This is a genomic window from Dechloromonas denitrificans, assembly GCF_020510665.1.
GTDB lineage: Bacteria > Pseudomonadota > Gammaproteobacteria > Burkholderiales > Rhodocyclaceae > Azonexus > Azonexus denitrificans_B.
In genome coordinates, this window is sequence record NZ_CP075187.1 from 1,600,657 (window position 1) to 1,621,702 (window position 21,046).

Below are 21,046 nucleotides of genomic sequence, written 5' to 3' on the forward strand. Positions count from 1 at the left end.
TATGCTGGCAATTATCGGCGGTAGCGGTCTGACGACCCTTTCCAATCTCGACGTTTCGCATCGCGAAGTCGTCCGCACGCCTTATGGCGAACCCTCCGGGGCTGTCGTTTTCGGCGAAATCTGCGGCAAGCCGGCGATGTTCCTGCCGCGCCACGGCTATGGTCACACCATTCCGCCGCACATGGTCAATTACCGCGCCAACCTGTGGGCGCTGCATCACCATAAGGCCACCGGCGTCATTTCCGTCGCTTCGGTCGGCGGTATACGCGGTGATCTGGAGCCGGGCGATATCGTTCTGCCGCACCAGATCATCGACTACACCTGGGGTCGCAAATCGACCTACTTTGATGGTGTCGGTACGCCGGTGACCCACATCGACTTTACCGAGCCTTACGACCGCGAACTTTGTCGTCGTATCCGCGAAGCTGGCGAGCAACTGGGGGTTGAAATGAAAGTCGGCGGTGTCTATGCCGCCACCCAGGGGCCACGCCTTGAAACCGCGGCCGAGATCAACCGTCTGGAGCGCGACGGGGCTGATCTGGTCGGCATGACCGGCATGCCGGAAGCGGCGCTGGCCCGCGAACTCGGTCTGCCTTACGCGGCGATCAACGTCATCGCCAATCACGCTGCCGGTCGCGGCAGCAGTGCCAACGGCATCCATTTCGAAAGCCTCGAAGTCGTCCTGCAAGAGGCGATGGGCCGCGTCCGTTCGGTGATCGAACGTCTGGTCGGTTGTCAGGACAACTGCACGCCGCTCGGCTTGTCGGTTTAAGAATGATCTGGCGGGCGGCTTGTCGCAAGTAGCCCGCCAGCGTGAACCAGCCGCCTCTTAAACCTTCAGTTGTTCCATCAGTTCGGTTTCGAGCCGGATGCGGCTGGCGCTTTCCTGCAGATCGCCGCCGCTGATCAGGAAAACGTCTTCGGCGCGTTCGCCGAGCGTGATGATTTTGGCGGTGTGCAGATTTGCACCATGCGCGGCGAGTGCATTGGCCACGGTGTAGAGCAGGCCGGGGCGGTCGGCAGCCATCAGCGAGAGGATGAAGTGCGATCCTTTTTCATCGCTGCGGATGACGGCTTCCGGTTTGATCGGGAAGTGCTTCACCTGGCGCGACAGCCGGCCGCTTGATGGGGCTTCGGGCGGCGTCTGGTGAATCAGGCGCTGCTCCAGTTCGTGCTCGATATAGGCCAGCATTTCGCGGTTGTTGTCGCGTTTTTCAATGTCGAGCAGGACGAAGCTGTCGAGCGCGTAGCCGTGTGCCGTAGTGTGAATCTTGGCATCGACGATGCTGTAGCCGGCCCGGGCGAAGAAACCGACGACGCGGGCAAAGAGGTCAGGCTGATCCTGCGTGTACACCATGACCTGCAGCCCTTCGCCTTCCTGGTGCAGGCGGGCGCGGACGACGGGCTGGTTGTTGAATATCCGGTAGTGAAGGGCGCGGGTGTGCCAGGCAATTTCTTCAGCCGAGTGGCGCAGGAAATAAACCGTGTCGAGTTGCTTCCACAGGCGCTCATGCACGGTTGCCGAGAGGGCAAAGTAGCGCAGCAGGCGCATCGCTTCGGCCTGGCGTTCGGCGATGATGCCTTGCGGTGCCGGTGCTTCGCCCTGGCTGAGGTGATGCAGCGTTTGATAGTAGAGATCGGCGAGCAGTTTGCCTTTCCACTGGTTCCAGACTTTCGGGCTGGTGCCGCGAATGTCGGCGTGAGTCAGCAGATAGAGTGCGGCCAGGTGACGGGCATCGCCGACCAGGCGGCAAAAATTGGCAATGACGTCCGGGTCGGAGAGGTCTTCTTTCTGGGCGACTTGCGACATCGTCAGATGGCTGCGAACCAGCCAGACAACCAGTTCGGTATCTTCGTTGTCGAGGCCGTGCGATTTGCAGAACTCTTCGGCGTCGACCGTGCCAAGCAGCGAGTGGTCACCGCCGCGGCCCTTGGCGATGTCGTGGAAGAGGGCGGCGATGTAGAGCAGCCAGGGACGGTCGAGTTCGCTCATGACGCGCGAACAGAGTGGATATTCGTGGGCGAATTCGCTCATCGTGAAGCGGCGGATGTTGCGCAGGACTTGCAGAATGTGCTGATCGACGGTGTAGACGTGGAACAGGTCGTGCTGCATCTGGCCGACGATGCGGCCAAAGTTCGGCAGATAGGCGCCGAGGATGTCGAGCTGGTTCATCCGGCGGAATTCGTGCACGACGCCGCGTTCGCTCTGGAACAGCTTGAGGAAGGCCGAGCGGTTGATCGGGTCGGCCCGGAACTCCGGGGTGATCAGCTCGCGGGCACGCCACAGGGCGCGCAATGTGCGGGCGGTCATGCCGTGCAGTTCGGTGTTTTCCTGCATGACCAGGAAACAATCGAGAATCGATTCCGGCTGGCGGGCAAACAGGGTTTCGTCACGGATATCGAGCAGGTTGCCGATGGTCTGGAAATCATCGTCCAGGCCTTGCGGCATCTGCTCGTTTTCCGGCGCGAGGGCGGCACCGATGTTCTGCAGCAGGATGGTGTTGAGCAGCGTGACCGCCTTGGCATTGCGGTAGTAGCCCTGCATCAGCTGTTCCGAGGCGCGCCGCGCTTCATTGGAAGCCAGGCCGAATTGGGTGGCCAGCGTATTCTGGTAGTCGAAGAGCAGGCGATCTTCGCGCCGGCCGACGGTGAAATGCAGGTGAATGCGCAGGTGGCGGAGATATTCCTCGCACTGCTCGGCGTGTGCCATTTCTTCGGCGGTCAGGAAGCCGTATTTTTCCAGGTCAGCCCAAGTGGTGCCGTAACCGGCGGCTTGAGCAACCCAGAAAATGACCTGCAGGTCACGTTGACCGCCGGGCGACTCCTTGCAGTTGGGTTCGAGGCTGTAGGGGGTTTCGTTGAAGCGCAGGTAGCGCTCCTGCTGCTCAAGACGCTTGGCTTCGAAGAACACCAGCGGATCGAGATTGCCGCGCAGGCGCTTTTGAAAGGTCGAGAACAGCTTTTCGTTGCCGGTCAGCAAGCGAGCTTCGAGCAGCGCGGTCTGGACGGTGATGTCGTTGCCTGCTTCGTCCAGGCACTCCTGGATGGTCCGGACGCTGTGGCCGATTTCCAGGCCGATGTCCCAGAAATAGCCAATCAGGCGTTCGAGTTTTTCCTGGAGTTGGGCATTGGGTTCCTGCGGCAACAGGATCAGCAAGTCGATGTCGGAGGCCGGGTAGAGCTCTCCGCGGCCATAGCCGCCAACGGCAGCCAGTGTCAGCGTAGCCGGAAAATCCTGCGCCTGCCACAGCCGGGTCAGTACGCTATCGACCTGGTTGCTGCGAGCATGCAGCAAGGCGAGCGCGTCGCCGTCCCTGGCATAGTTTTCCTGCAGGGTTTTGCGAAAGGCTTTGACTTCTTCGCGCAGGGCGCCGACATCGATGCTCATTAGCCGATCCAGTCCGGTTTCGGGCGGCAGCCAGCCGACAGTGTCATGATTTCGTAGCCGGTGGGTGTGACCAGCAGGGTGTGTTCCCACTGTGCCGAAAGGCTGCGATCCTTGGTGACAATGGTCCAGCCATCATTCATCTCACGAATGGCGGCTTTGCCGGCATTGATCATCGGTTCGATGGTGAACATCATCCCGGCCTCAAGGCGTGGGCCGGTACCGGTCTTCCCGTAATGCACGACCTGCGGGTCTTCGTGGAAGTTGGCCCCGATGCCGTGACCGCAGAATTCGCGAACGACTGAGTAGCCGTTCTTCTCGGCGTGCTTCTGGATGACTGCGCCAATATCGCCCAGGAAGGCGCCGGGCCGGACAACCGAAATTCCCAGCCACAGGCATTCGAAGGTGATTTCGCAAAGCCGCTTGGCCTGGATCGAGCCTTCACCGACGATGAACATCCGGCTGGTGTCGCCGTGGTAACCGCTCTTGATCGTCGTGATGTCGAGATTGACGATGTCGCCGTTCTTGAGCACGCGGTCGCTCGGCACACCGTGGCAAACTTGCTGGTTGATCGAGGTGCAGATCGACTTGGGATAAGGGTCGTAGCCTGACGGTGCGTAGTTGAGTGGTGCGGGAATGCAATCCTGCACATTGACCATGTAGTCGTGGCAGAGGCGGTCGAGTTCTTCGGTGGTGACGCCGACCTTGACGAAAGGCTCGATGTAATCGAGAACTTCGGAGGCGAGGCGCCCGGCGACGCGCATTTTTTCGATTTCTTCAGGCGTCTTGATGCTGATGCTCATGGCTGTTCTATCAAACGTTTGGGGAAGTCCCAAGGATAAAGGATGCCTCCTGTTTCTCAAAGCAAGGGGCGCCTTGTAATGGCATACTTCCGGCCTTTCAAGAACGCAGGTGGTGACGATGAGTATTCTGCTGCTCGGCAAGGATGGCCAGGTCGGCTGGCAATTACAGCGCTCGCTCGCGCCGCACGGCAAGGTTGTTGCCTGCGGTCGTGCCGAGTGCGATCTGGCAGATCCCGAGCAGATTCGCGCAGTTGTCCGGGCGGTCCGTCCGGGAGTGATTGTCAATGCGACGGCCTATACCGCAGTCGACAAGGCTGAGTCCGAACCTGCGCTGGCACGCCGGATCAATGCCGAAGCGCCGGCTATTCTGGCAGAAGAGGCGTTGCGGCTTGATGCGTTGTTGGTCCATTACTCGACCGATTACGTGTACGACGGACGCAAGAGCTCCGCCTATGTCGAGTCCGACCCGACAGCACCGCAAAGCGTCTATGGACATACCAAGCTGGCTGGCGAGGAAGCAATTCGGGCGGCAGGAGGCAAGTCACTTATTTTTCGTACCAGCTGGGTATTTGGCGCGCGCGGCAATAATTTCGTCAAAACGATTTTGCGTCTCGCCCGTGAGCGTGACTCCCTGGGTGTGGTTGATGACCAGGTCGGCTCGCCGACACCGGCGGCGCTGATTGCTACGGTCACTGGTATTGCCTTGGCGATGACGCGTTGCGGTCAACGGCTCGAAAAGGGCGAAAACCGTCTTTATCATCTGGCCGCGGCGAATCCGGTGAGTTGGCATGCGTTTGCGACGACGATTCTTCAGTTGGCCGAGCAGATGCCAGGATTCGTTTTGCGCCTCAAACCGGATGCTATTCGTGCGATTACGACGCCGGAATATCCGACGCCAGCCGTGCGGCCGGCCAATTCGCGGCTCGACTGCGCTCGCCTGGAGTCCGACTTTGGCTTGCAGATGCCCGACTGGCAGCCCTATCTGGCGCGCATGCTGCAGTTGCTGGCACTCAAGCAAAATGGTTATTGAGCTTTAAAGTCGACGGTTCTGCTGCTATAATCGTCAGGTTTTTCTGGGCGGGAATGCCCGAAAAAACAGGTCGTATGCGTGGTGCATGCGATCAAATCCACACATCCGCCGATTAAGGGTGTTTGCCAATTTATTGATTTGGCAGGCGTTTCTGGCGGGTGGAGGTTTAACCCTTAAGGAGTTTTACTATGTCCGTTACCATGCGCGAAATGCTGGAAGCCGGTGTCCACTTCGGTCACCAAACCCGTTTCTGGTCCCCCAAGATGGCCCCGTATATCTTCGGTGCCCGCAACAAGATTCACATCGTCAACCTCGAAAAGACCCTGGCTAAGTACAACGAAGCCATGGCTTTCGTGAAGAAGCTGTCCGCCAATCGCGGCAACATCCTGTTCGTTGGCACCAAGCGTCAAGCTCGCGAAATCCTCGCTCAGGAAGCCCAGCGCGCTGGCGCACCGTTCGTTGATCAGCGTTGGCTCGGCGGCATGCTGACCAACTTCAAGACGGTCAAGACCTCGATCAAGCGTCTGAAGGATATGGAAATCGCCGTTGAAGCCGGTGAAATCGAACGTATGCCGAAGAAGGAAGCGCTGACCTTCCGTCGCGAAATGGAAAAGCTGCAGAAGTCTATCGGCGGCATCAAGGATATGGCCGGCCTGCCGGACGCTATCTTCGTTATCGACGTCGGCTACCACAAAATTGCCATTACCGAAGCTGAAAAGCTGGGTATCCCGGTCATCGGCGTGGTTGACACCAACCACTCTCCGGAAGGCGTTTCCTACGTTATTCCGGGTAACGACGACTCTTCCCGCGCTATCCAGTTGTACGCCCGCGGCGTGGCTGATGCCATCCTCGAAGGCCGTAACCAGGTGGTTCAGGAAATTGTTGCTGCTGGTGGCGACGACGAGTTCGTCGAAGTCCAGGAAGAAGCAGCGCAATAAGGTTGCAATGGCGGGGCGCTAAGCTCCGCCTGTTTTAAAAGCTCAGGAGAATAATATGGCAGCAATTACCGCAGGCATGGTGGCAGAACTGCGCGGCAAGACCGACGCACCCATGATGGAATGCAAGAAGGCGTTGACCGAAGCTGATGGCGACATGGTCAAGGCTGAAGAGATCCTCCGCGTCAAGCTGGGCAACAAGGCCTCCAAGGCTGCTGCCCGTATCGCGGCTGAAGGTATCGTTGCAGTCAGCATCAGTGCTGACGGCAAGACCGGTGCCATGATCGAAGTTAACAGCGAAACCGATTTCGTTGCCAAGAACGACGAATTCATCGCGCTGGCCAACGGCAGTGCCGCCCTGGTTGCCAGCAACAATCCGGCTGACGTCGCAGCTTTGTCGGCTCTGCCGATGGGCGAAGGCACGGTCGAATCGACCCGTTCCGCTCTGGTTGGCAAGATTGGCGAAAACATGACGATCCGTCGTTTTGTCCGCTTCGAAGCCAAGGGCAAGCTGCAGTCGTACATCCACGGTGGCGCCAAGGTTGGTGTCGTGGTTGATGTGATCGGTGGTGATGAACAGTTGGGCAAGGATCTGGCGATGCATATCGCTGCATCCAAGCCGAAGTCCCTGGATGCCTCCGGTGTCTCCGCTGACCTGCTCGACACCGAGCGTCGCGTTGCCATCGAAAAGGCCCGCGAAGCCGGCAAGCCGGAAGCGATGCTCGAAAAGATCGCCGAAGGTACCGTTCAGAAGTACCTGAAGGACGTGACCCTGCTGGGTCAAGTGTTCGTCAAGGCTGAAGACGGCAAGCAAACCATCGAGCAGCTGCTCAAGGCCAAGGGCGCTTCCGTCGCTGGCTTCAGCCTGTTCCTGGTTGGTGAAGGCATCGAAAAGAAGGTTGACGACTTCGCTGCTGAAGTTGCCGCTCAAGCTGCTGCCGCTGCTGCCAAGAAGTAAGTAATCAAGGAATAACGCCATGACCGCACCCAAGTACAAGCGCATTCTCCTGAAACTCTCCGGCGAGGCCCTGATGGGCAATGACGCCTACGGCATCAATCCGCAAGTGATTGCGGGTATTGTCGCGGAGATCAAGGGGGTGTCTGACATGGGTGTGGAAATTGGCGTCGTGATTGGCGGCGGCAACATCTTTCGCGGCATGGCCGGTACGGCCACCGGGATGGATCGCGCTACCGCCGATTACATGGGCATGATGGCCACGGTAATGAATGCCATGGCCTTGTCCGATGCCATGCGCCAGGGTGGTTTGAACGCCCGCGTGCAGTCGGCGTTAAATATTGAACAAGTAGTTGAGCCTTATATCCGCGGCAAGGCGATTCGCTATCTCGAAGAAGGTAAGGTCGTCATCTTCGGTGCTGGAACCGGCAACCCGTTTTTTACAACCGATACCGCTGCAGCACTGCGCGGCTCGGAAATCGGCGCGGAAATCGTGCTCAAGGCCACCAAGGTGGACGGTATTTATTCGGCTGACCCGAAAAAAGACCCATCGGCCACGCGTTATGACAAGATCAGCTTCAATGAGGCGATCTCCAAGAATCTGGCGGTGATGGATGCAACCGCTTTCGCGCTTTGCCGCGATCAAAAATTGCCGATCAATGTATTCTCCATTTTCAAGTCCGGCGCGCTGAAGCGCGTGGTCTGCGGTGAAGATGAAGGTACGCTGGTCTATTGCTGAGGGAGAACAAGATGATTGCTGAACTCAAGAAAACTGCCGAAGGCAAAATGCTCAAAACCCTGGAGTCGCTCAAGAACGATCTCCAGAAAATCCGTACCGGTCGCGCCCATGTGGGCCTGCTTGACCACGTTCAGGTCGATTACTACGGCTCGATGGTGCCGGTAAATCAGGTCGCCAACGTGACCCTGGTTGATGCACGTACGATCGGCGTACAGGCTTGGGAAAAAGGTATGGCACAGAAGGTCGAGAAGGCCATTCGTGACTCCGATCTGGGTCTGAATCCGTCATCGCAGGGCGATCTGATACGCGTCCCGATGCCGGCGTTGACCGAAGAGCGTCGCCGTGACCTGATCAAGGTTGTCAAGACCGAAGGCGAGGCTGCCAAGGTGGCGATTCGCAATCTACGTCGCGATGCCAACAATCACCTCAAGGATGCGCTGAAGAAGGGCGAAATTCCTGAGGATGACGAGCGTCGCGCTCAGGACGACGTACAGAAGCTGACCGATAAATCCATTGCTGAAGTCGACAAGATGCTCGCCGCGAAAGAGGCCGAGCTGATGCAGGTTTGAGTCGTTTGCTGACTCAGTCGGTTTCGACTTGATGGCACTATTCTCCAGTTCGACACGTCAGGTTCCCGAGGCGGCTGCCGTTCCACGGCACGTCGCCGTTATCATGGATGGCAATGGCCGCTGGGCCAAAAAACGCTTTTTGCCGCGCGTTGCCGGTCATGTCAAAGGCGTCGAACTGGTTCGCGAAATGGTTCGCGCCTGTCTTGAGCGCGGCATCCAGCACCTGACCCTGTTTGCATTTTCATCTGAAAACTGGCGTCGACCGCAGGACGAGGTTTCCCTGTTGATGCAGCTTTTCGTCAAGGCGCTCGAGCAGGAAGTCGAGAAGCTGGATCGAAATGGTGTCCGGTTGCGGATTATTGGTGATCTTTCGCCCTTTGATGCACGCCTCCGGCAGTTGATTCTCGATGCGCAGGACAAGACTGCAGTTAACACTCGCCTTGAACTGACGATTGCGGCCAATTATGGTGGTCGCTGGGACATCATGCAGGCAGTTAATCGCATGCTTGCGGCGCAGCCGGAAAAACACGCTGGCTGGACAGAGGCTGATCTGGAACCTTGGTTGTCGATGAGCTACGCGCCGGAACCGGATCTTTTCATTCGCACTGGCGGCGAAGAGCGAATCAGTAATTTTCTCCTCTGGCAATTGGCGTACACCGAGCTTTATTTCACGCCGACACTCTGGCCGGATTTCAACACTGCTGAATTTGACAAGGCGATAGCTTCCTATCAGCAGCGCGAACGCCGTTTCGGTCGAACCAGCGAGCAGCTGGTGGAAAAAAACAATGCTTAAAACCCGTGTGATCACGGCGCTGGTTTTGATGGCGCTTCTTTTGCCGAGCATCTTCATGTTGCCGCAGGCGGATTGGGCGTTGCTGGTTGCTGCCTTTATCGGTGTCGCTGCTTGGGAGTGGGGCGCCTTGCTCGGTTGGCAGGAGCCTGCACGGCGCACATTAGGCGTCGCAACCGCCCTGATCTGCGCCGCGGTTTCGTTTGCTTTTCCCGGGGCCATGGGGGTGGGGGCTACGGTCGACGTCGCTCAACCCTGGGTTTTCCTGTTTTATGGCCTTGCCGCCATCTTCTGGTGTCTGGTCATGCCATTCTGGTTGCACAACAAATGGGCGCTTCAGGGAGGCGTGGTCGGCTTGCTGGTGGGGGCTGTCGTGCTGTTGCCGACATGGCTGGCCATGGTCCAGTTGCGCATTCTCGGCCCGGCGGTATTGTTGGCAATCTTTGCCGTTGTCTGGATGGCTGATATTGCTGCTTATTTTTCAGGCAAGGCTTTCGGCAAGCACAAGCTGGCACCCACCATCAGTCCGGGGAAAACCTGGGAAGGGGCTGTGGGGGCCGCTGTCGGCGTCGTGATCTACGGTCTGGTCGTTCGTGCTGCCTTTTCGCTCGAATCGCCAGCTCTGCCTCTATGGGTTCTGCTCCTTCTCGGCATTACCACGATCAGTATTATTGGCGATCTTTATGAGTCGCTGCTCAAGCGCAAGGCTGGCATCAAGGACAGCAGCAATGTTTTGCCAGGCCATGGCGGTGTGCTTGACCGGATTGACAGCCTGACTTCAACGTTGCCGGTGGTTGCATTGCTCTGGCTGCTAATCAGTCACGGCGCATCATGAAAATGCAGAACATCACTGTACTTGGTGCCACTGGATCGATCGGCGTTAGTACGCTCGACGTCATTCGACGCCATCCGGACCGATATCGGGCCTTTGCGCTGTGTGCGCATAGGCAGGTCGATAAGCTGTTCGAGCAATGTCTGGAGTTCAAGCCGCGTTTTGCCGTATTGCGCGATGCAGCCCTGGCGGGTGACTTGCGTCAGCGCTGCCAAGCGGCCGGGCTTGCCACAGAAGTGCTGCACGGTGTTGATGCGCTGATCGAGCTTTCTTCGCTGCCCGAAGTCGATGCCGTCATGGCGGCGATTGTCGGTGCTGCGGGCCTTGAGCCAACACTGGCCGCTGCGCGCGCTGGTAAGAAAATCATGCTGGCCAACAAGGAAGTGCTGGTCATGGCCGGCGAGTTGTTCATGCGTGCTGTGCGCGAACATGGTGCGACGCTTCTCCCGGTCGACAGCGAACACAATGCCATTTTTCAGGCCTTGCCGGCTGATTTTGCACGAGGACTGGACGCTTGTGGAGTACGCCGGATTTTGCTGACCGCCTCGGGAGGGCCTTTCCGTAATACACCGCTTGAGGCGCTGTCGAATGTCACGCCCGAACAGGCGTGTGCTCACCCGAATTGGGTGATGGGGCGGAAAATTTCAGTCGACTCGGCAACGATGATGAACAAGGGATTGGAGGTCATCGAGGCGCATTGGTTGTTTGCTGCCTCACCGGCATCCATCCAGGTTGTGGTGCATCCGCAGAGTGTGATTCATTCGGCGGTGGAGTATGCCGACGGTTCCGTGCTGGCTCAATTGGGGAATCCGGATATGCGGACTCCGATCGCTTATTCGCTGGCATACCCCGAGCGGATTGACGCTGGCGTCGAGCCTCTTGATTTATTCAAGATCGGCAGACTGGATTTCTCCGAACCCGATTTTCAGCGTTTCCGTTGTTTGCAGCTGGCATACGATGTTCTCAATCAAGGTGGAACAGCATCCGCCATCCTGAATGCCGCCAACGAGATTGCGGTCGACGCTTTCCTGTCCCGGAAATTGCCTTTCCTGGGAATCGCCCGGCTCAATGAGGCTGTGCTGAATGCCTTGCCGGCCGGTCCGGAGGGAAGTCTGGCTGATGTGCTGGAGGCTGATGCCAATGCTCGTTCGCTGGCAACGAAAATGGTTCTGGAACAGCGTTTCGCGTGAGTAATTTCCTGTTTTATCTTGCTGCCTTTGTGCTCGTTCTGGCTGTTCTGATTGCCGTTCACGAATTGGGCCATTACCTGGCGGCGCGTTTCTGTGGTGTCAAGGTTCTTCGTTTTTCCCTTGGTTTCGGCAAAGTTCTCTGGCAAAAGCGCTGCGGGACTGATCGTACCGAATGGGCTGTCAGCATTTTCCCCCTGGGGGGGTACGTCAAGATGCTTGACGAACGAGAGGGCGATGTTCCTGCCGACGAATTGCACCGTACGTTCAATCGCCAAACAGTCGGTCGGCGCAGTCTGATTGTAGTTGCCGGACCTCTGGCGAATTTTGTACTGGCCATCCTGCTTTACTGGGTGATATTCATGACCGGGAGCCAGGAGTTGTTGCCGGTTCTCGGGATGCCTGCCGTCGGAACCCCAGCAGCCATGGCCGGCATCAACAATGGCGATCAGGTTCGTGCGCTCGATGGTCAGCCAGTAGCCACCTGGAATGATTTGCGCTGGGCTTTGCTGCAAAAGGCGGTGGAGCAGGAAAGCGTAGAACTTGAAGTCATCAACGAGCAGCAGGAAATCAGTGTGCGCCGTCTTGCCTTGTCGGCAGCTTCCGATAAAGGCTGGGAAGGGGACGCGCTTGAGCGCCTTGGAATTAACTTTTATCGTCCCAAGTTGCCGCCGGTGATTGGCAAGGTGCTCGGTGGCGGTATTGCTGAGCGGGCCGGTCTGCTCAGCGGAGATCGCATTCTCTCTGTCGATGGTCAGCCAATTTCAACCTGGTATGAACTGGTTGTGAAAATTCGTGACTCCGACGGCCGTCTGCTGCATTTCGAAGTCCAGCGGCCGTCCGGTCAACTGATGCTTGATGTCCAGCCGGAGCTGGTTTCCGAGCGCGGCCGCAGCGTAGGGAAAATTGGTATTGGTGTAGCTGAGACAGGGGAAGCGCATCGCGAGGTGCGTGCATTTGTCCGTTATGATTTCTTCCAGGCGGGAAGCAAGGCGCTGGTTGAAACTTGGGATAAGTCTGTATTCAGCCTGGTTATGATGGGCAAAATGTTGACGGGGGAGGTTTCGTGGAAGAACCTTTCCGGGCCGGTCACTATTGCAGACTACGCCGGTCAGTCAGCCAAGCTTGGATTCGACTATTACATCAAGTTCATGGCGCTGGTCAGCATCAGTCTTGGTGTGTTGAATCTGCTGCCTGTCCCGGTGCTTGATGGTGGGCATTTGATGTATCATATGATCGAAGTCGTCAGGCGCAGGCCGTTATCCGAGCGTGCGATGGAGATAGGGCAGCGAGTTGGAATGTCCCTTCTTTTTATCCTGATGGCTTTCGCATTTTTTAACGACCTGAACCGCCTGTTTTTCGGCTGAATGATGAAAAAATCCCTGTTGTCAGTCCTGATCGCCAGCGTTTTTGCCATGCCCGCGCTGGCATTCGAACCCTTTGCGGTCAAGGACATCCGTGTTGAAGGGATACAGCGTACCGAAGCTGGTACCGTGTTCAGCTATTTGCCGGTCAAGGTTGGCGATACGCTGGATGACGAAAAAGCTGCACAGTCGATCAAGGCTCTGTTTGCGACCGGATTTTTCAAGGATGTTCGCATCGAGGTCGATGGGAGCGTTATGGTCGTCGTCCTGCAGGAACGACCGGCGATTGCCCAACTTGATTTTGTCGGCCTGAAAGAATTCGACAAGGACGTCATCGTCAAGGCGCTCAAGGAAACCGGGATTGCCGAAGGGCGAATTTTCGACCGTGCTTTGCTTGAAAAGGCCGAGCAGGAACTGAAGCGGCAATACCTGACTCGCGGCAAGTACGGTGTGAATATCACAACCACCGTGACGCCGCTTGAGCGTAACCGGGTCGGTATCAACTTCAATATCGAAGAAGGTGCTGCCGCCAAGATCAAACAAATCAATTTTGTCGGTGCCAAGGCGTTCACCGAGACAGAGTTGCTCAAGCAATTTGAACTGACCACGCCGGGTTGGCTGACGTGGTACACGAAGAATGATCAGTATTCCCGCCAGAAGCTTTCTGCTGACCTGGAGAAGCTGAAGTCGTTCTATATGAATCAGGGGTATCTGGAATTTGCTGTTGAATCAACGCAGGTTTCCATTTCTCCAGACAAGCAGGATGTATACATCACTGCCAATCTGAACGAAGGCGATCGCTACCAGGTGTCGTCAGTTAAATTGGCGGGTGATTTCACCCTGAGCGAAGCTGAACTGCGCAAATTGGTGACAGTCAAGGCGGGCGATGTTTTTTCTCGTGAACGCCTGAATGATTCGACCAAGGCTATTGCCGATCGTCTGGGCAAGGAAGGCTATGCCTTCGCCAATGTCAATGCCTCCCCGGAAATCGACAAGGAAAAGCGCAAGGTCGCTTTCACCATTTTTGTTGATCCGGGCAAGCGGGTTTATGTTCGCCGGATCAATGTGACGGGTAATACAAAAACACGCGACGAAGTTATTCGGCGTGAAATCCGTCAGATGGAAGGTGGTTGGTATGACTCAGACCGTGTAACCACATCCAAGCAGCGTCTTGATAAACTTGGCTTCTTTACCGAGGTTGCAGTTGAAACCCCGGCTGTTCAGGGAACGGCTGATCAACTTGATGTCAATTTGAATGTGGTTGAGAAACCGACCGGAAACCTGATGCTTGGGCTCGGTACCTCAAGTACAGATAAAATTATTCTTTCTGCTTCCGTGGCACAGAATAATTTTCTGGGGAGCGGGAATAACGTATCGATCCAGGTTAACTCAGCTAAATCCTACAGAACCTACGTTTTCTCATATACTAATCCGTATTTCACACTTGATGGCATCAGTCAAGGCTTCGATGTGTACCACCGGACGGTGAATACGACATCAACGGCAATTGCCAATTACAGCTCAGCATCCACTGGTGGCGGACTTCGCTTCGGTTTTCCGATTGGCGAGAAAGAGTCGTTGAGTTTTGGCGTTGGGCTGGACACCACATCAATCACGACCTATAGCGACAGTCCTCAGTACTACAAGGATTTCGTCAAGGAGTTCGGGGATACAAATATATCTATTCCGGTTACGGCCAATTGGGTCAGTGATGGAAAAGACAGTTATTTTTTTCCGACCAAAGGAACCTTCCAGAAAGCTGGTGTCGAGGTTTCGGTACCCGGTGGTGATTTGACCTACTACCGCGCCAACTACCAGTTACAGCGGTACATTCCATTGAACAAGGTGTTCACCATTTTGCTTAATGGTGAAGTCGGGTATGCCGATGGGTTTGCCGGGGATGGATTGCCGTTTTACAAAAATTTCTATGGTGGTGGCGTCAGTTCTGTTCGTGGCTACAAGACATCAAGTCTCGGTCCAATTACGACAGATTCCAATGGGTCACAATATCGTATCGGTGGTAACCGCCGTTTGGTTGGTAATGCTGAATTGCTCTGGGGAATTCCTGGCATGGAAAAAAGTTTCCGTATGGGCTGGTTCTTTGATGCTGGCCAAGTGTACGGTAAGGGAGAAACCATGGCGATCAGTGATTTGCGCTACTCTACAGGTCTTTCTGCAGCTTGGATTTCGCCGATTGGTCCGTTAAAGTTCAGTTATGGTATGCCCATCAATAAGCAGGATACGGATAAGACCGAATCTTTCCAGTTCCAGTTGGGTACCACTTTTTGATTCAGGAGTCTCAAGTTGAAAGTTAAAAGCCTTGTTCTGGCATCGTTGATGTCTGCATTGTTTGTTACGGGTGCGAGTGCAGCCGAGTTGAAGGTTGGTTACGTCAATACTCAGCGCATTTTCCGTGATGCACCAGCTGCACAGAAGGCAGCCAAGAAGCTCGAAGGTGAGTTTGCCAAGCGGGATCAGGATTTGCAGCGTATGGCCAAGCAATTGCAAGGGCTGCAGGAAAATCTCGAGAAAAACTCTGTCACCATGGCGGAAAGTGATCGTCGCGCCAAGGAAAAAGAGTTTGGCGAGTTGTCGCGCGAATTCCAGCGCAAACAGCGCGAATTCCGTGAAGACCTGAATCTGCGTCAGAACGAAGAGAACGCTGCGGTGATCGAGAAGGCCAACAAGGCCATCAAGCAGATCGCTGAATCCGATAAATACGACCTGATTCTTCAGGATGTGGTCTGGGTTAGCCCCAAGCTGGACATCACCGAGCGCGTGATCAAGGCACTTGCTGAAGGCAAGTAATGCCGGCAGCCCGGGGTGTTGCTCTTTCCCTGGCTGAAATCGCCGCCCTTTTGGGCGGCGATGTATTTGGTGATGCCAAAACGGTGATCCATCAGGTTGCTACACTGGCCTCTGCCGGTGAGGGCGAAATTGGCTTTCTGGCCAACCTGAAATACAAAAGCCAATTGCAGACGACGCGCGCTTCAGCCGTCATTGTCGCGCCCGAGTTTGCCGATTCTATCGATCGGCCGCGTATCGTTACGGCAAATCCGTACGCTTACTATGCGCGCGTTGCCACCTTGCTTAATCCACGTTCCTCGTTTTTGCCTGGCATTCATCCGAGTGCATGCGCAGCGTCTGCTGTGCCGGCTTCGGCGAGCATTGGGCCGCAGGTCAGTATCGGTCTTGGTGTGGTACTTGGCGAGAACGTGACGATTCATGCCGGTTGTGTGATTGCCGATGACGTGAAAATCGGTGATGGCTGTGTGCTGTACCCCAATGTCAGCATTTATCAGGGATGTGAAATCGGATGCAATACGATTCTCCATTCCGGTGTCGTTATCGGGGCAGATGGATTTGGCTTTGCACCGGACAAAGGGGAATGGGTCAAGATTCCTCAAATCGGCCGGGTGATTATCGGGAATGATGTTGAAATCGGGGCCAGTACCACGGTCGACCGCGGTGCGCTTGACGATACGGTGATCGGTGATGGTTGCAAGATTGATAACCAGATTCAGATCGGCCATAACTGCATCATCGGCAAGCACTGCGTCATCGCTGCCTGTGCGGCAATCGCCGGCAGTGTGACCTTGCAGGACAAGGTAATCGTTGGCGGAGCGGCGATGATTGCAGGGCACGTGACGATTGCTTCCGGTGCGGTGATTTCCGGCGGTTCCCTGGTAATGAAGAACATCACCAGGCCTGGGCAATACACCAGCGTTTTTCCGCTGGAAGAGCATGGCAACTGGCTGCACAACGCAGCCCAGATCAGGCATCTCGCCAAGTTGGCCGAGCGTGTCTCCGAACTTGAGAAAAACTTAAAAATATTAATGTAGAGGGTTGATTAAATGGATATTCATGAAATTTTAGAGCACCTGCCGCATCGTTATCCCTTCCTGCTCGTTGACCGTGTGGTCAACGTGGAAGCCGGCAAATCGATTCACGCCTACAAAAATATCACCATGAATGAGCCGTATTTTGTCGGCCATTTTCCGCATCACCCGGTCATGCCTGGTGTTCTGATCATGGAAGCGCTGGCTCAGGCAGCTGGCATCCTGTCGTTCAAAACCATGGAGTCGAAGCCTGACCCCAATTCGGTTTTCTACTTCGTCGGGATTGATGAATGCCGTTTCAAGAAGCCGGTCATGCCTGGTGACCAATTGCATCTGCATGTCGACATTCTTCGCCAGATGCGCGGTATCTGGAAGTACAAGGCTGAAGCCCGTGTCGATGGCCAGGTTGTTGCCGAAGCAACCTTGATGTGCGCCAAGCGGGATGTCTGAGATGATCCATCCGACAGCCATCATCGATCCGGGTGCCAAAATCGGCGCCAATGTCGAGATCGGTCCTTTTTCCCTGATCGGTCCGAATGTCGAGATCGGTGACAACACTGTCATCGGTTCGCATGTCGTGATCAAGGGGCATACCCGGATTGGTCGCGACAACCGTATTTTCCAGTTCTGCTCGCTTGGCGAAGTGCCGCAGGACAAAAAATACGCCGGTGAGCCGACGCGTCTGGAAATCGGCGACCGCAACACGATCCGCGAATTTTGCACCTTCAACCTGGGTACTATCCAGGACGTAGGCGTGACCAAGATCGGTGACGATAACTGGATCATGGCCTATGTGCATATCGCGCACGATTGCCAGGTCGGCAACAAAACCACTTTTGCCAACAATGCGCAGCTGGCCGGACACGTGACTGTCGAAGACTGGGCGATTCTTGGTGGCTACACCGGGGTGCATCAGTTCTGTCGCGTCGGGGCGCATGTCATGACGGCGGTCGGCACGGTCATTCTCCAGGATGTCCCGCCCTATCTGATGGCAGCTGGGAATACCGCCCAGCCATACGGCATCAACGTTGAAGGGCTCAAGCGTCGTGGCTTCACGGCAGAATCACTGCTTGCCTTGAAGCGGGCTTACCGGACGCTCTACAAATCTGGTCTGTTGCTTGAAGAGGCCAAGGCCAAGTTGTTCGAGGATGCCAAGACTCAGCCCGATGTGCAGCGTTTTGTCGATTTCCTCGAGATGTCGAAGCGCGGCATCATTCGCTGATGACTGGCGTAGTGAGAATTGCGATGGTGGCCGGAGAGCCCTCAGGGGATCTGCTGGCCAGCCATTTGATTGCTGCGCTCAAGGCCAAGCTGCCGAATGCTGTTTTCTTCGGTATCGGCGGGCCAAAAATGCAGGGGCAGGGCTTTGATGCCTGGTGGCCGATGGAGTCGCTGTCGGTCATGGGGTATGTCGATGCCTTGAAAAACTATCGCGAAATTTCAGGCATCCGGCGCCAGCTCAAAAAGCGTCTGCTCGACCAGCGGCCGGATATTTTTATCGGTGTCGATGCGCCTGATTTCAACTTGGGTCTGGAAAGCAGCTTGAAGTCTGCCGGGGTACCGACTGTTCATTATGTCAGTCCCTCGATCTGGGCTTGGCGCGGCGGTCGCATCAAGAAAATCGGTCGTGCGGTCAACCGTGTCCTGGCGCTCTTTCCCATGGAGCCGCCGCTCTACGAAAAAGCCCGTATTCCTGTGACCTATGTCGGTCATCCGCTGGCTGACATCATTCCGATGGAAACCAACAAACGGGCTGTCCGCGAAAAGCTGCAGATGCCGCAGGATGTGCCGGTCTTCGCCTTGCTGCCCGGCAGTCGTCGCGGCGAACTTGAGGCAATGGCCGAGACTTTCGTCGAAACGGCACGCATCATTCGCGAACGTTTTTTGCCCAATGCACAGTTTGTCGTGCCGTTGACCACGCGAGAAACACGATTGCAGTTTGAAATGGCAATTTACAAGCTGCAAGCGGGCGATTTGCCATTCCGCCTGCTTTTTGGTCATGCTCAGGATGCACTGGGTGCGGCGGATGTCTCGCTGGTCGCCAGCGGCACGGCAACGCTGGAAGCAGCCTTGATCAAGCGGCCCATGGTAATTACCTACAAAATTGCCAAGCTTTCCTACTGGATCATGAAGCGCATGGCCTACCAGCCCTTTGTCGGCCTGCCGAATGTGCTGGCCGGTCGTGAAGTCGTGCCGGAAATCCTTCAGAACCAGGCAACACCGGAAAATCTGGCCGAGGCCCTGATCAAATTGTATGAAGACAAGGAGAATGCCGAAGCCGTCGCCGAGGCGTTTACCGACATTCACTACCAGTTGCGTCAGAACACGGCCGAAAAGGCGGCCAATGCCGTCATCGCATGCCTGAGCTGATCATTCCACCCGGTCTTGTCTGCGGCATTGACGAGGCCGGGCGCGGGCCGCTTGCCGGGACGGTGGTGGCTGCTGCCGTGATCCTTGATCCTGCCAAACCAATCCCTGGACTGAACGACTCTAAAAAGCTCAGCGAGAAAAAGCGCGAAGCTTTGGCTATCCTGATTCGCGAGCGTGCCGTCGCCTGGTGTGTGGCCTCGGCCTCGGTCGAGGAAATCGACCGCCTTAATATCCTGCATGCGACCATGCTGGCGATGCAGAGGGCTGTGGCGGGTTTGACTGTGCGGCCAAGCAGCGCGATGGTCGATGGCAATCGGTGTCCGTCCCTCGATATTCCGGCTGAAGCGGTCGTCAAAGGCGATGGCAAGATTGCCTCGATTGCCGCCGCCTCGATTCTTGCCAAAACCGTTCGTGATGGGGAAATGCTGGCTCTGCACGCGCAATATCCGCAATACGGTTTCGACCGGCACATGGGCTACCCGACCGCTGCGCATTTTGCTGCGCTCGAAGCGCATGGCGCATCGCCGGTACATCGCAAGAGTTTTGGGCCGGTCGCCAAACAACTGTCGTTGCTATGAAACTGATTCAGTCACGCGACAACGTTTTTTTCAAGCAACTCAAGAAGCTTGCCGAGTCCGGTCGGGAAAGACGCAAAACTGGCTTGACGTTGCTCGATGGCGTACATCTGGTTCAGGCTTTTGAGGCTGCGCGTGGTCTGGTGGAAACGCTGGTGGTTGCCGAATCTGCTCTGGAAACTGATGAGATTTCCCGGTTGACCGCAGGACGTGACACCGTCGTTCTGGCCGATAGCCTGATGCGCGAAATCGGCTTGGTCGATACCCCGAGTGGCTTGTTGGCTGTTGTTGCCCAGCCCAAATCGCGTGCCGCGGTCGACCTCGAAAATGATGCTGTTTTACTCGACGGTGTGCAGGATCCGGGCAATGTTGGCACGCTGTTACGCACGGCCGCTGCCGCAGGGGTCCGGCAAGTGCTGCTGTCGAGTGCCTGCGCCGCAGCCTGGTCGCCGAAAGTCCTGCGTGCCGGGCAAGGGGCTCACTTTGTGCTCGATATCGTCGAGGATGCCGATCTTGTGGCTACTGTCCGCGATTATCGCGGTACGGTTGCCGTGACTTGCCTGGATGGCGCCGTTTCTCTCTACGAAACTCGCTGGCAAACGCCTCTGGCCTGGATCTTCGGTGCCGAAGGCCAGGGCGTCAGTCCTGAACTGATCGCTGCCGCCGACCTGCGCATCAAGATTCCCATGCCGGGTGCCGTCGAATCGCTCAATGTCGGCGCTGCTGCGGCGATTTGTCTTTTCGAGGCTCTGCGCCGCCGGCTTGACTGACTGCCCGAATGAAAAACGCCGGCACTGAAGGCCGGCGTTATGGCTGACATATCAACGACCAACAATCAGCGCAGATTGAGTTCCTGCAAAATCGTGGTCGAAATCTCTTCGATCGATTTGGTTGAGGAGTCGAGCCAGCGAATACCTTCACGGCGCATCATCTTTTCAGCCTCGGCAATTTCGAACCGGCAGTTGGCCAGTGAGGCGTACTTGCTGCCAGCACGGCGTTCTTCGCGAATCTGGGCGAGGCGCTCGGGCTGAATGGTCAGGCCGAACAGTTTCGTGCGATGCTTTTCGAGCGTTCCCGGCAGTCGACCGCGGTCGAAGTCTTCCGGAATGAGCGGGAAATTAGCCGCTTTCAAACCGAATTGCATGGCCAGGTAGAGAGAGGTCGGCGTTTTGCCACAGCGCGACACGGCGACCAGAATGACATCCGCTTCCTCAAGATCGCGATCGGTGATGCCGTCATCGTGCGCCAGGGTGTAATTGATCGACTCGATTCGTTTTTTGTACTCGGAGCTTTCGGCCGAGCCATGCGAACGGCCAACTGTATGGCTCGACTTCAGCCCGAGTTCGGCTTCCAGCGGAGCCAGGAAGCTTTCAAAGTACGACAGGCAGAAAGCATCGGCCTGATGGACGATGTTGGCCAGTTCCGGATTGACCAGTGTCGTGAACACGATGGAGCGCATGCCATCGGCTTCGCTCTGGGCATTGATCCGGGCCAGCGCATCCTGGGCCTTTTCGATGCTGTCGAGAAAGGGAATCCGGATTTGCCGGAATTCGACTTCCTCGAACTGGGTCAGAAGACTGTGACCAAGGGCCTCGGCGGTCAGGCCGGTGCCGTCGGAAACGAAAAATACGGTGCGTTTGAGCATCATTGGAAACTGTCGTAAAACCAGGGAA

At 56.3% G+C, this 21,046-nt stretch carries 21 protein-coding genes; 18 read left to right on the forward strand and 3 right to left on the reverse strand.

Going from position 1 to position 21,046, the window contains the following annotated elements:
• Position 1 precedes the first annotated feature (1 nt).
• A complete protein-coding gene (locus KI614_RS07410; protein WP_203466456.1) occupies positions 2-772 on the forward strand; it encodes an S-methyl-5'-thioinosine phosphorylase in 771 nt (256 codons plus the stop codon).
• Positions 773-829: 57 nt separating this feature from the next.
• Here the strand turns inward: KI614_RS07410 and KI614_RS07415 are convergent, their stop codons facing one another.
• Both KI614_RS07415 and map read right to left on the reverse strand, forming a co-directional pair.
• The gene (locus KI614_RS07415; protein WP_226408967.1) at positions 830-3,388 is read right to left on the reverse strand and encodes a [protein-PII] uridylyltransferase; all 2,559 of its coding nucleotides are present in this window, start codon (positions 3,386-3,388) and stop codon (positions 830-832) included.
• Positions 3,388-4,188, reverse strand: coding sequence for a type I methionyl aminopeptidase (gene map / locus KI614_RS07420; RefSeq protein WP_226408969.1), 801 nt, complete (start codon positions 4,186-4,188; stop codon positions 3,388-3,390). The genes KI614_RS07415 and map overlap by 1 nt, the downstream gene beginning before the upstream one ends.
• Before the next feature lie 118 nt (positions 4,189-4,306).
• Between map and rfbD the strand changes: the two genes are divergently transcribed.
• The 17 genes from rfbD (at position 4,307) to KI614_RS07505 (ending at position 20,143) form a co-directional block, all read left to right on the forward strand.
• Positions 4,307-5,218: a dTDP-4-dehydrorhamnose reductase gene (gene rfbD / locus KI614_RS07425; protein WP_226408972.1), complete on the forward strand. Its 912-nt coding sequence runs from the start codon at positions 4,307-4,309 to the stop codon at positions 5,216-5,218.
• 188 nt (positions 5,219-5,406) lie between these two features.
• Complete coding sequence (rpsB, locus tag KI614_RS07430) at positions 5,407-6,156, forward strand: 30S ribosomal protein S2 (protein WP_203466462.1); 750 nt, start codon at positions 5,407-5,409, stop codon at positions 6,154-6,156.
• 55 nt (positions 6,157-6,211) lie between these two features.
• Positions 6,212-7,111 (forward strand): translation elongation factor Ts, encoded by a 900-nt coding sequence (gene tsf / locus KI614_RS07435; protein ID WP_226408974.1) that lies wholly within the window; start codon positions 6,212-6,214, stop codon positions 7,109-7,111.
• Between the two features lie 19 nt (positions 7,112-7,130).
• Entirely contained in the window at positions 7,131-7,847 is a 717-nt protein-coding gene (pyrH, locus tag KI614_RS07440; protein ID WP_203466464.1) for a UMP kinase, read from the forward strand.
• 11 nt (positions 7,848-7,858) lie between these two features.
• Positions 7,859-8,416 (forward strand): ribosome recycling factor, encoded by a 558-nt coding sequence (gene frr / locus KI614_RS07445; RefSeq protein ID WP_203466465.1) that lies wholly within the window; start codon positions 7,859-7,861, stop codon positions 8,414-8,416.
• Between the two features lie 31 nt (positions 8,417-8,447).
• A complete protein-coding gene (gene uppS / locus KI614_RS07450; protein ID WP_226408976.1) occupies positions 8,448-9,209 on the forward strand; it encodes a polyprenyl diphosphate synthase in 762 nt (253 codons plus the stop codon).
• Positions 9,202-10,041, forward strand: a complete 840-nt coding sequence (locus KI614_RS07455; RefSeq protein ID WP_226408978.1) for a phosphatidate cytidylyltransferase — start codon at positions 9,202-9,204, stop codon at positions 10,039-10,041. Before uppS ends, KI614_RS07455 begins: the two co-directional genes overlap by 8 nt.
• A complete protein-coding gene (gene ispC, locus KI614_RS07460) occupies positions 10,038-11,228 on the forward strand; it encodes a 1-deoxy-D-xylulose-5-phosphate reductoisomerase (RefSeq protein WP_226408980.1) in 1,191 nt (396 codons plus the stop codon). Before KI614_RS07455 ends, ispC begins: the two co-directional genes overlap by 4 nt.
• The gene (gene rseP, locus KI614_RS07465; protein WP_226408983.1) at positions 11,225-12,592 is read left to right on the forward strand and encodes an RIP metalloprotease RseP; all 1,368 of its coding nucleotides are present in this window, start codon (positions 11,225-11,227) and stop codon (positions 12,590-12,592) included. Before ispC ends, rseP begins: the two co-directional genes overlap by 4 nt.
• Positions 12,593-12,595: 3 nt before the next feature.
• Positions 12,596-14,878: an outer membrane protein assembly factor BamA gene (gene bamA / locus KI614_RS07470; RefSeq protein WP_226409273.1), complete on the forward strand. Its 2,283-nt coding sequence runs from the start codon at positions 12,596-12,598 to the stop codon at positions 14,876-14,878.
• Between the two features lie 48 nt (positions 14,879-14,926).
• The gene (locus KI614_RS07475; protein ID WP_203469355.1) at positions 14,927-15,397 is read left to right on the forward strand and encodes an OmpH family outer membrane protein; all 471 of its coding nucleotides are present in this window, start codon (positions 14,927-14,929) and stop codon (positions 15,395-15,397) included.
• Positions 15,397-16,431, forward strand: a complete 1,035-nt coding sequence (lpxD, locus tag KI614_RS07480) for a UDP-3-O-(3-hydroxymyristoyl)glucosamine N-acyltransferase (RefSeq protein ID WP_226408985.1) — start codon at positions 15,397-15,399, stop codon at positions 16,429-16,431. Before KI614_RS07475 ends, lpxD begins: the two co-directional genes overlap by 1 nt.
• A 12-nt stretch (positions 16,432-16,443) precedes the next feature.
• Positions 16,444-16,878, forward strand: coding sequence for a 3-hydroxyacyl-ACP dehydratase FabZ (gene fabZ / locus KI614_RS07485; protein WP_226408987.1), 435 nt, complete (start codon positions 16,444-16,446; stop codon positions 16,876-16,878).
• Between the two features lies 1 nt (position 16,879).
• Positions 16,880-17,650, forward strand: a complete 771-nt coding sequence (lpxA, locus tag KI614_RS07490; RefSeq protein ID WP_226408990.1) for an acyl-ACP--UDP-N-acetylglucosamine O-acyltransferase — start codon at positions 16,880-16,882, stop codon at positions 17,648-17,650.
• Positions 17,650-18,798, forward strand: a complete 1,149-nt coding sequence (gene lpxB / locus KI614_RS07495; protein ID WP_226408992.1) for a lipid-A-disaccharide synthase — start codon at positions 17,650-17,652, stop codon at positions 18,796-18,798. Before lpxA ends, lpxB begins: the two co-directional genes overlap by 1 nt.
• Positions 18,786-19,376: a ribonuclease HII gene (gene rnhB / locus KI614_RS07500; RefSeq protein ID WP_226408994.1), complete on the forward strand. Its 591-nt coding sequence runs from the start codon at positions 18,786-18,788 to the stop codon at positions 19,374-19,376. The genes lpxB and rnhB overlap by 13 nt, the downstream gene beginning before the upstream one ends.
• Positions 19,373-20,143 (forward strand): TrmH family RNA methyltransferase, encoded by a 771-nt coding sequence (locus KI614_RS07505; protein WP_226408996.1) that lies wholly within the window; start codon positions 19,373-19,375, stop codon positions 20,141-20,143. The genes rnhB and KI614_RS07505 overlap by 4 nt, the downstream gene beginning before the upstream one ends.
• A gap of 65 nt (positions 20,144-20,208) precedes the next feature.
• Here KI614_RS07505 and KI614_RS07510 read toward each other — a convergent pair whose 3' ends face one another.
• The gene (locus tag KI614_RS07510; RefSeq protein WP_203466476.1) at positions 20,209-21,021 is read right to left on the reverse strand and encodes a pyruvate, water dikinase regulatory protein; all 813 of its coding nucleotides are present in this window, start codon (positions 21,019-21,021) and stop codon (positions 20,209-20,211) included.
• Between the last annotated feature and the right edge of the window lie 25 nt (positions 21,022-21,046).